The following is a 14,261-nucleotide window of genomic DNA, read 5'->3' on the forward strand; positions in this document are numbered from 1 at the left end:
CCCGGTAAATGCTTTCAGTCTGTTGGGGTTTCTGGCGAGGAACCGAGGCCCAGAAAGACGGCCGTCTCGTGGCTAGTCGCCGAAGTTCGCCTGTTCTTCCTGTCGCAGTTCGATGCGGCGAATCTTCCCGCTGGAGGTCTTCGGTAGTTCGTCGACGAACTCGATTCTGCGGGGGTACTTGTACGGAGCCGTCTCGCTCTTCACGAAATCCTGAATCTCCGTGACGAGGTCGTCACTGCCGTCGTAGCCGTCGGCGAGGACGACGTAGGCCTTGACGACCTGTCCACGCTCGTCGTGTGGGCTACCGACCGCGGCCGCCTCGGTGACGGCCTCGTGGGCCACCAGTGCGTCTTCGACCTCGAACGGGCCGATGCGGTAGCCAGACGAGATGATGATGTCGTCGGCACGGCCCTCGAAGTAGAACAGGCCGTCCTCGTCGCGCGAGGCGAGGTCGCCGGTTCGGTAGTACTCGCCAGAGAAGGTCTTCTCGTCGAGGTGCGGCTTCTCGTAGTAGCCGTCGAAGATGCCCGGGCAGTCGACCGGGACGGCAATTTCGCCGATTTCGCCGGGGTCGACTTCGGCCTCCTCCTGCGTGTCGATGATGGTCGTCCCCATCCCAGGTGCGGGCTTGCCCATACTGCCCGGCTTCACGTCGATGCCGGGGTAGTTCGTGACGAGTGCGACGGTCTCGGTCTGGCCGTAGCCGTCCCGTGGCGTGATGCCCGCGCCCTGCTGGAAGGCCTCGATGGGTTCGCGGTTGAGCGGCTCGCCGGCCGAGAGGATGTCCGTCAACTCGAAGTCCCACTCGGAGAGGTCGTGTTGTGCGAACATGCGATACTGCGTCGGCACGGCACACAGCCGCGTAACGCCCTCGCGCTCGATGATGTCGAGGAACGTCTCTGGCTCGAACTCGCCCTGGTACAGCAACTGGGTTGCACCGCTGGTGAACCCAACGCCGACTGGGCTCCAGAACCACTTCGCCCAGCCGGTGCCGGTCGTGGCCCACAGCAGTTCCTCGTCGAGGTCCGTCTCCTCGTCGATGCCCCACCAGTATCGGCCATTGATGCGTTCGAACGCGTAGGTCCAGCGATGGCGGTGCATGACCGGCTTCGGGTTGCCCGTCGTCCCCGAGGTGTAGTTGATGGAGAGGGGGTCCTGCGGCCCGAGCGTCGGCCCGTCGTGGCTGGTCGACTCGCCCGTGAGCAGGTCCCCGAAGCGGGTCCAGCCCGAGACGTCGCCGTCGAGGACGATGCGGTTCTCGATGGGTGTCTCCTCGACTACGTCGTCGACCATGTCGGTCAGGTCAGCGTGACAGACCACGGTCGTGGCGCGGCAGTCCTCGGCGCGGAACTCGATGTCCTTCGCTTTGAGCATGGACGAGCAGGGCACCAGAATCGCGCCGCGGGCAGCCGCACCGAACTGCACCGCGAACACGTCGGGATGGCGAGGGAGCAGGTGCATCACGCGGTCGCCCTTCCCGACGCCGACGTCGGCCAGCGCGTTGGCGAACCGGTTCGCATCGTCGCGGATTTCGGCGTACGTTCGCGAGTCTTCGAAGCCCGCTTCGTCGCGGAAGTGGACGGCCACACGGTCGCCGATGTTGTCGGCGTGGTCCTCCACGAGTCCCGGGAGAGAGTAGTCGTCGGGGATGTTCCACTCGAACGCCTCGACCTCGTGCTCGTAGTCGATGGCCATGTCCACGAGATTGTGCCCGAGAGGGGTTAACTATTGACCCGCCAGAAGGTGCAAACCGGGTGACGTGACCGGGGTCGACACGACACCACGACGAATGGTCGCCAGCCGACGAGAGAAGGTGGCGTGATGCTGTGCACTCATCTGCTGTCGACACTCGCGGGCTGCTCGTCGAAGTTCGGTCACTCGACGATTGCTGGCCCGAAACCGTCTGCGCTCACAGCAGTGGAAGTACCATCCGACGACTCCGACACGCTAAAGCGGACCGACTCGGACCTTCGGGTATGCAGTATCACGAGGCCGCGAACTTTCTCTTCGACCTCCGCCGGTACGGGCCACGCCCCGGCACGGAGTCGACCGCGGACCTCCTCGCACACCTCGACGACCCCCACGATGGCGTGACCTTCGTGCAGGTCGCCGGGTCGAACGGGAAAGGGAGTACGGCCCGCATGGTCGAATCCGTCCTCCGCGAGACGGACCTGACCGTCGGTTTGTACACCTCGCCCCACTTCGAGGACGTCCGCGAGCGAGTCCGCGTCGATGGCCGGAAGGTCACCCGCGCAGCGCTCTGTGAGTTCACCGAGGACATCGAGGACTACGTCACCGAGCGTGGCGCGGCTGGCGAGTCGCCGACGTTCTTCGAAGCGATGACCGCCCTCGCGTGCTGGTACTTCGGCCGCGAGCAGGTCGACGTGGCTATCCTCGAAGTAGGCATCGGCGGAAAACTCGACGCGACGAGCGTCGTCGACCCGGTCGCCAGCGCGGTCACCAGCGTCTCGCTCGAACACACGAAAGTCCTCGGCGACACGGTCGAGGAGATCGCCACGGACAAGGCCCACGTCGCCCCGGCCGACGCCCCACTCGTGACGGGCACGACCGGCGCGGCCCTCGACGCGGTCAGAAAGCAGGCAGGCGACGTGATTACGGTCGGACCCGACGACGATGCCGACGTACAGAGTCGCTATCTCGGCCGGGAAAACGCCAGCGAAGCGGGTATCGACATCGAGGCGGAGGACTGGCACGTCGAGACGCGCATCCCGGTCCTCGGCGAGTATCAGGCCGTCAACGCGGGCATCGCCACGGTGCTCGCCAGACAGGTCTCGGCCACGGTCCTCGGGACGGCCGTCGACGAATCCACGCTCGCTCGCGGGCTCCGGAACGCGCACTGGCCCGGCCGGTTCGAAGTCCTCTCCGAAGCACCCCTGACTGTCCTCGACGGGGCGCACAACCCCGGTGCCTGCGAGAACCTCGCGACCGTCCTCGACACGTTCGACTACGTCGACTTGCACCTCGTCTTCGGCGCGATGCACGACAAGGAACACGCCGAGATGGCGGCGAACCTGCCGACGCCAGATTCGGTCTACACCTGCGAACCGAACCTCGACCGGGCCGAGGACTCGGCGGTCCTCGCTCGCGTCTTCGAAGCCCTCGGCGTCGCCGACCGAACCGTCAGAACGTCGGTCGACACCGCACTCGACCGGGCACTGGAGGCGGCCGACGAAGACGACTGCGTCCTCGTCACCGGCTCGCTGTTCACCGTCGCCGAGGCTCGCACGCGCTGGACGCGCGTCGAGATTCCGAAGACGGTCCGGGACCTCGACGACGCGAGGGAGACGCTCGAAGCCGCGAGCGTCACCGAACCGGGCGTCTGGCGGATGCGCGGCAAGGGCGTCCACCGGGTGCTCAAAACTCGCGTCCAGAAGCGACAGGCGTCGTACCTGAAAGAGGAGATGCTGAGCCTCGGCGCGGAGTGTGCCGTCTCCGGACTCGAAACCGAGGGTGAACACCTCGACTGCGTCCTGATGGGCACCCTCTCGCAGTTCAAACGACTCGCCGACAAACTCGACGGCCAGCCCTACGGTCTCGCACAAGTCGCGACCGAGGTTCGCGAAGCACTCGACATCCAGCAGCCTCACGACGGCCTCGAACCAGCCTACCCGTGGCAGGACGGCACTGCCGTCATGGGCATCCTGAACGTCACGCCCGATTCGTTCCACGACGGCGGCGAGTACGACGCGCTCGATGCCGCAGTCGAGCGAGCACGCGAGATGGTCGACGCGGGCGTCGACATCATCGATATCGGCGGCGAATCGACCCGACCGGGAGCCGACCCGGTCAGCACGGAAGACGAGATAGCCCGGGTCGTCCCTGTGGTCGAAGCCATCCGCGACGACGGTATCGAAACGCCGATTTCGGTCGACACCCGGAAGGCAGCCGTCGGTCGCGCCGCACTCGAAGCCGGTGCGGACATCCTGAACGACGTGTCCGGCCTCGGCGACCCGGACATGCGCTTCGTCGCGGCCGAGTACGACGCCCCACTCGTCGTGATGCACAGCATCGACACGCCCGTCGACCCGGACCACGATATCGCCTACGACGACGTGGTCGAAGACGTGCTGGACCAACTCCGCGAGCAAGTCCTGCTGGCCGAGAAAGCGGGACTCGACCGCGAACAGATACTGGTCGACCCCGGTCTCGGCTTCGGCAAAACCGCTGCCGAATCGTTCGAACTGCTCGACCGGACGGCTGAGTTCCGCGCACTGGGCTGTCCCATCCTCGTCGGGCACTCACACAAGTCGATGTTCGGCCGAATCGACTGCGACTCGAACGAACGCGAACACGCGACGGTCGCCGGAACCGCAATCGCCGCCGACCGCGGTGCAGACGTCGTCAGAGTCCACGACGTTCGTCCGAACGTCGACGCGGTTCGCGTCGCACAGGCGACGCGAGACCCGGACGCAGCAGGCGAGTAGCCCAGTAGCTCTGGACACAAACCGACCAATCGACAGACCGGCTTGCCCGACTGGTGCGAGCCTTTTTGACCGAAACCGCGGCCACAGCCGGCATGTCCTGACGACCTGCCCGTCGTCGGCCGAGGCTGGTGTGTGGCGAACCGCGACGGGTGCTGCCCAAGAGTCCTGCTCTTCGCCGCCTGACCGCCAGACACACAAGCGGTTTCACGGACTGCGATGACTGTCTCGCCGTGACTGACGAGCACCGCAACGCGGTCCGAGATGGGTACGACGCCATCGCGCCGTTCTACGCCGACAGTCGCTCGGAGAACCCCGACGAAATCGCGCTCATCGACGAGTTCTGCGACCGCGTCCCCGACGGCTCTCTCGTCCTCGACGCTGGTTGTGGCGAAGGCCGGCCAGTAAGTGCCTACCTCGCTCGCACCTTCGGCGTGGTCGGTCTCGACATCTCCCACGTCCAGGCCGAGCGAGCGACCGGGCACGTTCCGGACGCCCGCTTCGTGCAGGGAGACCTCGCCTCGCTCCCCTTCCCGAGCGACGCGTTCGCCGGCCTCACGTGCTTCCACGCGGTCATCCACGTGCCGCGTACAGACCACGCGACCGTCTACGAGGAGTTCGCCCGTGTTCTCGAACCGGGTGGCTGGCTCCTCTGCACCACAGGCACCAGCGAGTGGGAGGGGTCGAATCCGGACTGGCTCGACTCCGGCACCGAGATGCGCTGGAGTCTCTACGGTCCCGAGCGAGAACGAGAATGGCTGGAAGCCGCTGGGTTCACTGTCGAACGGTCGACGACCATCGCCGACGAGATGGGCGACGGCGCGTTCGAGTACTGGCTCGCCAAGCGAACACCCTAATAGATTAAGGAGAAGGGAAATCGACCGTCCAGCCGCTAGTGGTATCATGACCAACACGTCAGAGAGCGACCGCCGGGTGGGCAGTCGGCCGGAAGCAGGGGGACCGACACGGCTCCGTCACGCCAACACACTCGCGCTGACGAGCGCGATGGAGGCGGTGTTGCCGGAGAACGCTCGTATCCTCACGGGCCGAACCGACGGCCCACTCACTTCCGTGAGCTTGCCCGATGGGTATCAGCTACGAGAACACGACGGCGAGACGTTGGCGTTCGACAACTGCGTGATGGACGCAGCGATCGCGACGAACCCGAGTCCGAGCCTTCTACGCGAGTACCGCCGCGTCCTCGTCCCCGGCGGGTACCTGCTCGCGAGCGTCGACGAGAGCGAGTCGCACTCGCCGTTCCGCGCGGCCGACTTCGAACCGGTCGTCGACGTCGTCATCGAGAGTGTCGGCGCGTCGACGCTCGTCGTCCTCTCACAGACCGTCTGAGACCACCTGCGCTCACCGTCACGCCTCTCTGTCTCAATCTGCCGATGGCCCGTCTGTTGGGGCTCGTTCGTCACCGAAACTGCCGACAGCGGCCAGCATCGTCACCGTGAGCAACAGTGCGCCGAGCGCGCCGACAACAACTGTCGGTCCGAATCGGTCTGCGCCGAGGCCGGCGGCCACGCCGACAGGAACTCGTGCGATTGCACCGAGCATCGACACCGCGGAGAGGACGGTCGCACGACCGATGGCTCCGGTGTGACGGTTGACGTAGCTCTTCTGGAGGGGAATCGTGACGGAGATGACCACTCTTCGGACCACCATCATCGGCAGCACGAACAGCGGTGACACTACCACGGCGAGCATCGCCATCGCGTCGAACAGGAACGCGGCGACGACGCCGGTCGTCGGGCCGACGAGCGACTCGATGGTGTCAGCTCGGTCGCTCACGAGTGCGCCGAAGACGGTGAACGACGCGTAGGCGACCCCGAGCACTGCCGGCTCTGGCAGTGTCGCGCCAGCGACCGTCACGTCGGCGACGAGCGGCGTCACCGAGTCGACGGCGATGGGTTGGAAGTACGAGCGTGCCGACCGACCGACCGCGGCGGCGACCGCGACGAGAGCCACGAACGCCCGGAGTTCGGGTTTGAGCAGGTGATTCCGAATCACGTCGACCGCCTCGCGGACACCGAGTGGGTCGTCCCCTTCGGGTGCTTCACCGCTCGCGGGGAACGTCGACGCGACGGTGAAGCCAGCGACGCCCATCCCGGCCGAGGCGACGAAGGGGTAGGCAGTGTCGACCGCGTACATGAAGCCGCCGGCGACCATCGTCGCAGCGAGAACCCACAGTCGGATCGCCGTGGCGCGGCCTTCGACGTGGGTGTAGCGGTCGGCCTCGCCGTGCGAGTCCAGCGCGTCGTAGAGGAACGCACTTCCCGCGCCGGATTGGAGGGTTTCGGCGAGGCCGAGGACACAGAACGCGCCGACGACTGTCGGCGGCGTTCGGGCGTACAGCAGCGTCAGCGGATACAGGGCGAACAATGCTTGGGCGACGAGAATCGTGTTTCGGCGGCCGAGTCGGTCACCGAGGTAGCCGGTCGGGACCTCACCGACGACGGTCAGGAGGGCCATCGCCGCGCCACCGAGGGCGAGCGTGGCGTAGGACACGTCGTGTGCGACCAGATAGATGACCGACACGGGCCACATGAATCCCGGCGTCGTGACGGCACGGAAGGCGTAGAACTGCAGCACGGTCGTTCGAGCGGATGCCATCGGCGAGTTGGCCTGAACCGACGCGATTCTAAAAGGGTTCTGCGAACCCCGTTTCGGTAAGGAAGTTTACAGAAGTTCGGTCGACTGGACGGTCGCGTCGCCGTCGAGTCTGACTTCGAGTACGTCGCCGTCGAGCAGCACCTCGACGCGGAGGTCCCACGGATTCGGCCCGTACCAGGTCAGGCGGTGGTCGGTGACGGCCCACTCCAGTTCCCACTTCGGAATCTCGTGGAGGTCGTAGCCGCGGTTCGCGTAGAAGGCGATGACGTCGGCGTGATAGCGCAACGTCTCGCCGACTGGTGTGTAGTGAAAGCCGGTACAGGACGTGCAGTGGTGTTCCACGACGACTTCGAGCGGGGTGCCGTCGCCGGACGCGGGCAGGTCGCCCTCACGTTCGTGGACGCTCGTGTTCACGTGGCCAGCACACCACGGGCAGACGCCACGGACGAGCGAAGCGGTCTCCATCCGGTTGCGCCGGTCGGCCGCGACGAGCAGTTCCTCGTTCGAGCGCGCCTCGACGCCGCGCGGCGGGACGTAGGTCCGACTGTGCTCTGCCCCACAGTCCCAGCACTTGACGTAGAACAGTGGCATGAGCGGACGTTCCCAGCCCATGCCGTACTCGGCGACGAGACCGTTACCGCACTCCCAGCAGTCCTGCTCGACCGGGAACGCGTTTACGCGCAGGTCCGTCGTGAATCCACCCGCGACGAGGTGCTGGAACGCGAGGCGGCCCTGTGTCGTCAGCCCGTAGCCGTCGTCGTACTCGCGGACGAAGGGGCCCAGTAGCTTGTTGAGGTGATAGTTGAACTGCCCGGAGTCGTCGACGCCGACGCGCTGTTTGAGTGCCGAGTACGAGAGGTAGCCCAGTCGTTCGGCTTCGACCGTCTCATCGCCGATGGCACGGACGATACCGATACGGATGTCGTTCGCCAGCAGCGAGAGGGCGCTCGACTCGTCGAAGCGTGGTCGGGTGTCGTCGGGCATCGGTTGCACTCTCGGGTGACAGGTCCTATGTCTTCTCTTAGAACAGTCCGGCGGTCTCCATCTCGGTGCGGTAGCGTTCGAGGTACTGCTCCAGTACTGGCTCGTGGTCGTAGTTGGTGAAGGTCTCGTCCACGTCCAGATGCTCCATTCCGGCCGACTCGCGGATGGCGTCGGCGAGTTCTTGCTCGCTGGTCGTCCGGAAGCCGCGGTCGAAGGTCGCGTCGCGGCGTTCGACCAGTTCGTGCGCCGACGAGTCGGCGTGGTACTCGACGATGCCGATACAGCCAGCGGCGAGCGCCCAGACCAGTTCGGTCGGGAACAGACACTCGCGGGCGGTCTGGGCGAAGACGTGCGCGCCGCGGTACACCGCGATTCGCTGCTCGCGGTCGCACTCGCCCAACCACGTGATGCGGTCGTCGATGCGCAGGTCTCTGGCCTGTCGCTCGTAGTTCTCACGCTCCGGGCCGTCGCCGACGACGACCGCGGACCAGTCGACGCGGCGCAACTCGGCGAGGGCGAGCAAGAGCGATTCGAGGTTCGCGCCCTCGTCGAGTCGGCGAGCGTAGACGATGTCGCCGGAGTCGACCGGGTCAGTGTCCTGAATCCGGCCCATGTCGATGCTGTTCGGGATGACCTCGACCGAGTCCTCGCTGGCACCCTGTTCCCAGACGCGGGTCTGGACCATCCGCGAGGGCGTGACCATCGCGTCGGACTTCTTGAACACCTTCCGGTGCGCGCGCCCGACCTGTTCCACGTCGCCGTACCACTCCGTGACGAGCGGCGCGCGGGCCATCCGCGCGCCCTTGCTCGCCGCAGAGACCTGCTTCGGTGGGCAGGCCGCGGCGTGGACCACGTCGGGGCCGAACTTCGGCAAAGCCATCGCGAGACTGTAGCGGAACTTTCGCGACTCCGCCACGTCGTCGACGAGACCGCGGTACTGGACGCGCTCGTGCTCCCACTCGGGGATGTCGCCTGTCCACCACTTCGCACAGAAGACGGTTACGTCGTGGCCGCGCGACGCCAACAACTCGGCGACGCGCCTGAGTCGCTCGTTCGCCTCGCTATCGTCGTGAAATGCGGTTTCGAGCGAGACGAAGGCGATTCGCATTGTCGTGTCCGTCTGCATTGCCTCCGTAGTGAGTATTAAAATCCACCCTTCCAGGACGTGGAGTGGTAACATGGTTCAGTCATCGACACCCAACGAAAGCGGGCGACTGTATCGACACAACCGGCATGGCGCGCGCTGTGGCGGCCGTCGAACCCAGTGAGACGGCCGACATGAAATCGCGCGAGGTCGTCGTGAGCCTGCGAACGACTGCAAGTGAGAGTTTGCTCTCACGAGGGATGAGCACCGCAGGCCGGAGGCCGAGGAGCACAATCGGATGGGGAGGATGTGGCTGCGGTATATTTCGTCGGCACGAGTGAACTGCTTCGTGGAACAGCCAGCGACGACGATACTCCGGACAGAACTCACTGCCAACGACCCACACAGGCGCGAAGCCTTTTTGACCCAGACAGCACCTACAACACACCGTGACCCGACCGACCCGTCACGTCCCCGAGAATCGCCGTATGCGCATGGCGTGAGCCGTGCGTCTGGACGGCGGACCGGGGAACGCGGGTCGGTCATACGATTTCTCCTCGCGGTCTGAAATTCGGACGACAGTCCGCACCGACAGCTAATCGACCGGAACCAGCGGGTTTTAGGCCCGCACCGATAGCAGACAACACCATGAGCAACGACGCATTTCCGACAGACGAACCCGCGGTGGTGACGTGTGGGCTGCCGTACGCGAACGGCGACCTCCACGTCGGCCACCTGCGCGGCTACACGAGCGCCGACGTGTTCACGCGAGCACTCCGAAAACTGGGCCAACAGACCGCATACGTCTGTGGCTCGGACATGCACGGGACGCCCATCGCGGTCAACGCCGAGAAAGCGGGCGTCTCCCCCGAGGAGTTCGCGCTGGGCTACCACGAACAGTACAAAGAGACGTTCCCGCGGTTCAACGTCGAGTTCGACAACTACGGCCACACGCACGACGAGACGAACACCGAACTCACCCAGTCCATCGTCCGGAAACTGGAGGAGGAAGGCTACGTCTACGAGAAGGAGATAAAGGTCGCGTGGGACCCGAAAGAGGGCCAGCCGCTGCCCGACCGCTACGTCGAGGGCACCTGCCCGTACTGTGGCGAACACGCCCGCGGCGACGAGTGTGACGAGGGCTGTGGTCGCCACCTCGAACCCGGCGAAATCGAGGACCCCGTCTCGACCGTGACGGGCAACCCGGCCGAGTACCGTGAGCGACCGCACAAGTTCTTCGAGGTGTCCGAACTCTCGGACTACCTGACGGAGTTCCTCGACAACCTCGAAGGGACGAGCAACGCGAAGAACCAGCCGCGCGAGTGGATAGAGAGCGGCTTGCAGGACTGGTGTATCACGCGCGACCTCGACTGGGGCATCGACTACCCCGGCGAGAACGAGGCTGGCCTCGTGCTGTACGTGTGGGTCGACGCGCCCATCGAGTACATTTCGAGCACGAAGCAGTACTCCGACCGCGTCGGCGCGGACGAGTACGACTGGGAGCAGGTGTGGAAGGGCGACGGCGTCTCCGCGAGCGAAGCGAGCGGAGGCTCGCCGGACTCGTCCGGCGGTGAGATCGTCCACGTCATCGGCCGCGATATCATCCAGCACCACACCATCTTCTGGCCGGCGATGCTCCACGTCGCCCGATTCAACGCGCCGCGGGCCATCTGTGCGACCGGCTTCGTCACCATCAACGGGAAGGGCCTGTCGACGAGCCGGAATCGCGCAATCTGGGCGAAGGAGTACCTCGACGAGGGCTTCCACCCGGACCTGCTTCGCTACTACCTGACCACGATGGGCGGCTTCCAGCAGGACCTCGACTTCAGCTGGGACCGCTTCCAGGAGCGCGTCAACGGCGAGTTGGTCGGCACGGTCGGGAACTTCCTCTACCGCAGCCTGCTGTTCGCGCACCGGAACTACGGTGGCACGCCGGATGCAGAGGTTTCGGACGAGGTCGCAGAGCGCATCGAACAGGCAGTGTCGGACTTCACCGACGCGGTCAACGACTACGAGATTCGCCGCGCTGGCGACGCCGCGGTCAAACTCGCCCAGTTCGGGAACGAGTACATCCAGGGCCACGAGCCGTGGAAACTCGACGACGACGAGGCCGCGCCGGTCATCCGCGACTGCGTGCAGATTGCGAAGGCCGTTACCCTGCTGCTCGAACCCATCGCGCCCGGGAAGGCCGAGGAGGCGTGGGCGCAGTTCGGCGGCGAGGGCGACGTGCACGACCTCACGACCGACGCCGTGCTCGAACCGCCGGCGGCCGAGTTCGACGAGCCCTCGGAGCTGTTCGAGAAGGTCGAAGACGAGCGCGTCGAGGAGCTGAACGAAAAACTCGCCGAGCGCGTCGCCGAGTCGGCGAGCGACGACGACGATTCGGACGCGGAGGAATCCGAAAGTGACGAGAAGAGCGAGGGTGGAGATGCCGACATGAGCGACGGACTCGAACCCCTGCTGGACTCGCGCATCGGTTTCGACGACTTCCAGGACCTCGACATCCGCGTCGGCCGCATCGAGACGGCCGAGCCAATCGAGGACTCGGACAAGCTGGCCAAACTCGAAGTGGATATCGGCTTCGAGACGCGACAGGTCGTCGCGGGCATCAAACAGCTCCACGACCTCGAAGACCTCCCCGGCACGAAGGTCGTCCTGCTCGCGAACATGGAGAAGGCCGAACTGTTCGGCGTCGAGTCGAACGGGATGATCCTCGCGGCGGGCGACGAGGCCGACCTGCTGACGACCCACGGTGACGCAGAGCCGGGCACGAAGGTTCAGTAGTCGGACAGCGGCCACCCCTACGTTTTTCGACAGCCGTTCGTGTTGGAGGCCGTGACTTTCGTCACGCCTGTAAACGGTCGTCGTAGCTGCCAGACGAAAAATCGCCCACGCCGCCTCAGATGTCCGTGACGAGTTCCGCGAACTCGTCCGTGGGGATGACCTCCATCGTCTGCATGTCGAGGCCGTGTCGCTCCATCGCGAGTGAGACCTTGAACGCCTCGTCGCGGCCCTCGGCGTCGAAGACGACGATGAAGTCGTAGTCACCGAGCACGGCGTAGGTGTCCTGAATCTCGGCGTCGAACTCCTCGACTTCCGTCCGCAACTGTCCCCAGATAGTCGCCAGCTCCTGTGCGTTGTTCACGTTTCGGTCACGGACTTCGACGAGGGAAGTGTACGTACCCATGCCCGCGACTAGCGCGCCACCGTTGGTAATTCGCCACCCAATCCGAATTGGGAATCGCAAGCAAGCGGTGGGTTCGTTGCGGAAACCCGGACGGACAGCCGAGGGCGTTCATCGGTAACAGTGTTGGTACTCGGAAACGAGTTAACCACCGGGATTTTTGCCGAAGAGGGTCGTAGACCGAGGTATGAGAAACGCGAAGATCGTCTGTACGCTCGGCCCAGCGACAGACTCGGTGAGTCGCATCCGGGCACTGGCAGACGGCGGGATGTCGGTGGCGCGCATCAACTCCAGTCACGGCACCTACGAGGAGCGACAGACGCTCGTCGACCGGGTTCGACGCGTCGACGAAGAGACGGATAATCCACTGGCGACGATGATAGACCTCCAGGGGCCGGAGGTTCGGACCGCCCCGCTGGAGGAACCCATCGACATCGAGACCGACTCGACGGTCCGTTTCTACGAGGGTGACGAAGCGACGCCGGAGCGTATCGGCCTCTCGTATCAGCTCACGGCGGTCGAGCCCGGCGACAGCATCCTGCTCGACGACGGGCGAATCGAGACGACCGTCGAGCGCGTCGAAGACGGTGAAGTCGTCGCCACCGTCGAGATGGGCGGTGAACTCGGTGGACGAAAGGGCGTGAACGTCCCCGGCGTCGACCTCGACGTGAACGTGGTGACGGAGAAGGACCGCAAGGACCTCGAACTCGCGGCCGAGACCGGCGCGGACTTCGTCGCCGCGAGTTTCGTCCGCGACGCCGGAGACGTCATCGAAGTCAACGAAGTCCTCGAATCGTTCGGGGCGGACATCCCCATCGTCTCGAAGATAGAGCGTGCCGGCGCAGTGGACAACCTCGACGCGCTCATCGAGGCCAGCTACGGCATCATGGTCGCTCGCGGCGACCTCGGTGTCGAGTGCCCGATGGAGGACGTGCCGATGATACAGAAGCGTATCATCCGCAAGTGCCGGAACAACGGCACCCCGGTCATCACGGCGACCGAGATGCTCGACTCGATGGTCCACGAGCGACGCCCGACCCGTGCCGAAGCCTCCGACGTGGCGAACGCCGTGCTGGACGGCACCGACGCCGTGATGCTCTCCGCGGAGACCGCCGTCGGCGACCACCCGGTCCGCGTCGTGCAGGCGATGGACCGCATCGTCCGACAGGTCGAGGGCAGCGAGGAGTACGCCGAGACCCGCGAACAGCGCGTCCCGGCGGCGAGCGAGTCCCGCACTGACGCACTGGCACGCTCTGCGCGCTACCTCGCGCGAGACATCGGTGCGAGCGCGGTCGTCGCCGCGTCCGAGTCCGGGTACACTGCGCTGAAGACCGCGAAGTTCCGCCCGGGTGTGCCGGTCGTGGCGACGACGCCGACCGACCGCGTCCGCCGCCAACTCGCCCTCTCGTGGGGTGTCAACGCGCAGTACGCGCCCTTCGCCGAGGGCGGGGTCGACGCCGTCGTCCAGAACGCGGTGCAGGCCGCACTGGACGCGGGTGTCGCAGAGAGTGGTGACACCGTCGTCGTCCTCTCCGGGATGATGACCGAACTCGACGGCGCACAGACGACCAACATGCTGAAGGTCCACGTCGCGGCCGAGACGGTCGCCACCGGCCGCGGTGTCGTCACGGGGTACGTCTCCGGTCCGGTTCGCCACGTCGAGGACGGCGACCTCACCGAGGTGCCGGAAGGCAGTATCGTCGCACTCGACCACGATTTCGACGGCGAGTTCACCGGTGACGTGTCCAAACTAGCTGGCATCGTCGACGCCCGGCCCGGCATGACTGGCTATCCGGCGATGATCGCCCGCGAGGTCGGCATTCCGATGATTTCTGGCGCGGACCTGACCCGACTCGACGAGGAAACGACGGTCACCATCGACGCCGAGCGTGGCGTCGTCTACGAGGGAGCCATCCGACAGCGAAACCAGCAGGCACGCTGAGGACGAACC

The 14,261-nt window shown here is 65.6% G+C and carries 10 protein-coding genes; 5 read left to right on the plus strand and 5 right to left on the minus strand.

All coding sequences use genetic code 11. The annotated features are described in order from the left end of the window. Nucleotides 1-72: 72 nt before the first annotated feature. Nucleotides 73-1,695 carry an acetate--CoA ligase gene (locus tag ACSC1P_RS16140; protein ID WP_435361222.1) on the minus strand — a complete coding sequence of 541 codons (1,623 nt, stop codon included), beginning with the start codon at nt 1,693-1,695 and terminating at the stop codon, nt 73-75. 281 nt (nt 1,696-1,976) lie between these two features. Between ACSC1P_RS16140 and folP the strand changes: the two genes are divergently transcribed. The 3 genes from folP to ACSC1P_RS16155 all read left to right on the plus strand — a co-directional run bounded on the left by folP (nt 1,977) and on the right by ACSC1P_RS16155 (nt 5,789). Next, on the plus strand, nt 1,977-4,445 hold the full coding sequence (gene folP, locus ACSC1P_RS16145) for a dihydropteroate synthase (RefSeq protein WP_435361223.1): 2,469 nt from the start codon (nt 1,977-1,979) through the stop codon (nt 4,443-4,445). 230 nt (nt 4,446-4,675) lie between these two features. Continuing rightward, nucleotides 4,676-5,299, plus strand: coding sequence for a class I SAM-dependent methyltransferase (locus ACSC1P_RS16150; RefSeq protein WP_435361224.1), 624 nt, complete (start codon nt 4,676-4,678; stop codon nt 5,297-5,299). A 46-nt stretch (nt 5,300-5,345) separates the two neighbouring features. After that, the gene (locus ACSC1P_RS16155; RefSeq protein WP_435361225.1) at nt 5,346-5,789 is read left to right on the plus strand and encodes a class I SAM-dependent methyltransferase; all 444 of its coding nucleotides are present in this window, start codon (nt 5,346-5,348) and stop codon (nt 5,787-5,789) included. A gap of 33 nt (nt 5,790-5,822) precedes the next feature. On the opposite strand, the gene ACSC1P_RS16160 is transcribed toward ACSC1P_RS16155, so the two are convergent. From ACSC1P_RS16160 to ACSC1P_RS16170, 3 genes are all read right to left on the minus strand, one after another. Beyond that, nucleotides 5,823-7,058 (minus strand): MFS transporter, encoded by a 1,236-nt coding sequence (locus ACSC1P_RS16160; protein ID WP_435361226.1) that lies wholly within the window; start codon nt 7,056-7,058, stop codon nt 5,823-5,825. Between the two features lie 66 nt (nt 7,059-7,124). Beyond that, nucleotides 7,125-8,042, minus strand: a complete 918-nt coding sequence (locus ACSC1P_RS16165) for a DUF7351 domain-containing protein (RefSeq protein ID WP_435361227.1) — start codon at nt 8,040-8,042, stop codon at nt 7,125-7,127. Between the two features lie 37 nt (nt 8,043-8,079). Further along, nucleotides 8,080-9,150 (minus strand): glycosyltransferase, encoded by a 1,071-nt coding sequence (locus ACSC1P_RS16170; RefSeq protein WP_435361521.1) that lies wholly within the window; start codon nt 9,148-9,150, stop codon nt 8,080-8,082. A 624-nt stretch (nt 9,151-9,774) separates the two neighbouring features. On the opposite strand from ACSC1P_RS16170, the gene metG reads away from it, so the two are divergent. Then, nucleotides 9,775-11,910 (plus strand): methionine--tRNA ligase, encoded by a 2,136-nt coding sequence (metG, locus tag ACSC1P_RS16175; RefSeq protein ID WP_435361228.1) that lies wholly within the window; start codon nt 9,775-9,777, stop codon nt 11,908-11,910. Nucleotides 11,911-12,025: 115 nt separating this feature from the next. On the opposite strand, the gene ACSC1P_RS16180 is transcribed toward metG, so the two are convergent. Beyond that, the gene (locus ACSC1P_RS16180) at nt 12,026-12,313 is read right to left on the minus strand and encodes a GYD domain-containing protein (RefSeq protein ID WP_435361229.1); all 288 of its coding nucleotides are present in this window, start codon (nt 12,311-12,313) and stop codon (nt 12,026-12,028) included. 184 nt (nt 12,314-12,497) lie between these two features. On the opposite strand from ACSC1P_RS16180, the gene pyk reads away from it, so the two are divergent. Next, nucleotides 12,498-14,252 (plus strand): pyruvate kinase, encoded by a 1,755-nt coding sequence (gene pyk / locus ACSC1P_RS16185; RefSeq protein ID WP_435361230.1) that lies wholly within the window; start codon nt 12,498-12,500, stop codon nt 14,250-14,252. The last annotated feature ends 9 nt before the right edge of the window (nt 14,253-14,261 follow it).

This window comes from Haloarchaeobius caseinilyticus (assembly GCF_051207395.1).
In the GTDB taxonomy this organism is placed as follows: Archaea; Halobacteriota; Halobacteria; order Halobacteriales; family Natrialbaceae; genus Haloarchaeobius.

Excerpts from the sequence above, each read along its gene's own strand:
- folP (WP_435361223.1), top strand. The coding sequence starts at position 1,977 with ATGCAGTATCACGAGGCCGCGAACTTTCTCTTCGACCTCCGCCGGTAC.
- ACSC1P_RS16160 (WP_435361226.1), bottom strand. The coding sequence starts at position 7,058 with ATGGCATCCGCTCGAACGACCGTGCTGCAGTTCTACGCCTTCCGTGCC.
- ACSC1P_RS16170 (WP_435361521.1), bottom strand. The coding sequence starts at position 9,150 with ATGCGAATCGCCTTCGTCTCGCTCGAAACCGCATTTCACGACGATAGC.
- metG (WP_435361228.1), top strand. The coding sequence starts at position 9,775 with ATGAGCAACGACGCATTTCCGACAGACGAACCCGCGGTGGTGACGTGT.
- ACSC1P_RS16165 (WP_435361227.1), bottom strand. The coding sequence starts at position 8,042 with ATGCCCGACGACACCCGACCACGCTTCGACGAGTCGAGCGCCCTCTCG.
- ACSC1P_RS16140 (WP_435361222.1), bottom strand. The coding sequence starts at position 1,695 with ATGGCCATCGACTACGAGCACGAGGTCGAGGCGTTCGAGTGGAACATC.
- ACSC1P_RS16155 (WP_435361225.1), top strand. The coding sequence starts at position 5,346 with ATGACCAACACGTCAGAGAGCGACCGCCGGGTGGGCAGTCGGCCGGAA.
- pyk (WP_435361230.1), top strand. The coding sequence starts at position 12,498 with ATGAGAAACGCGAAGATCGTCTGTACGCTCGGCCCAGCGACAGACTCG.
- ACSC1P_RS16180 (WP_435361229.1), bottom strand. The coding sequence starts at position 12,313 with ATGGGTACGTACACTTCCCTCGTCGAAGTCCGTGACCGAAACGTGAAC.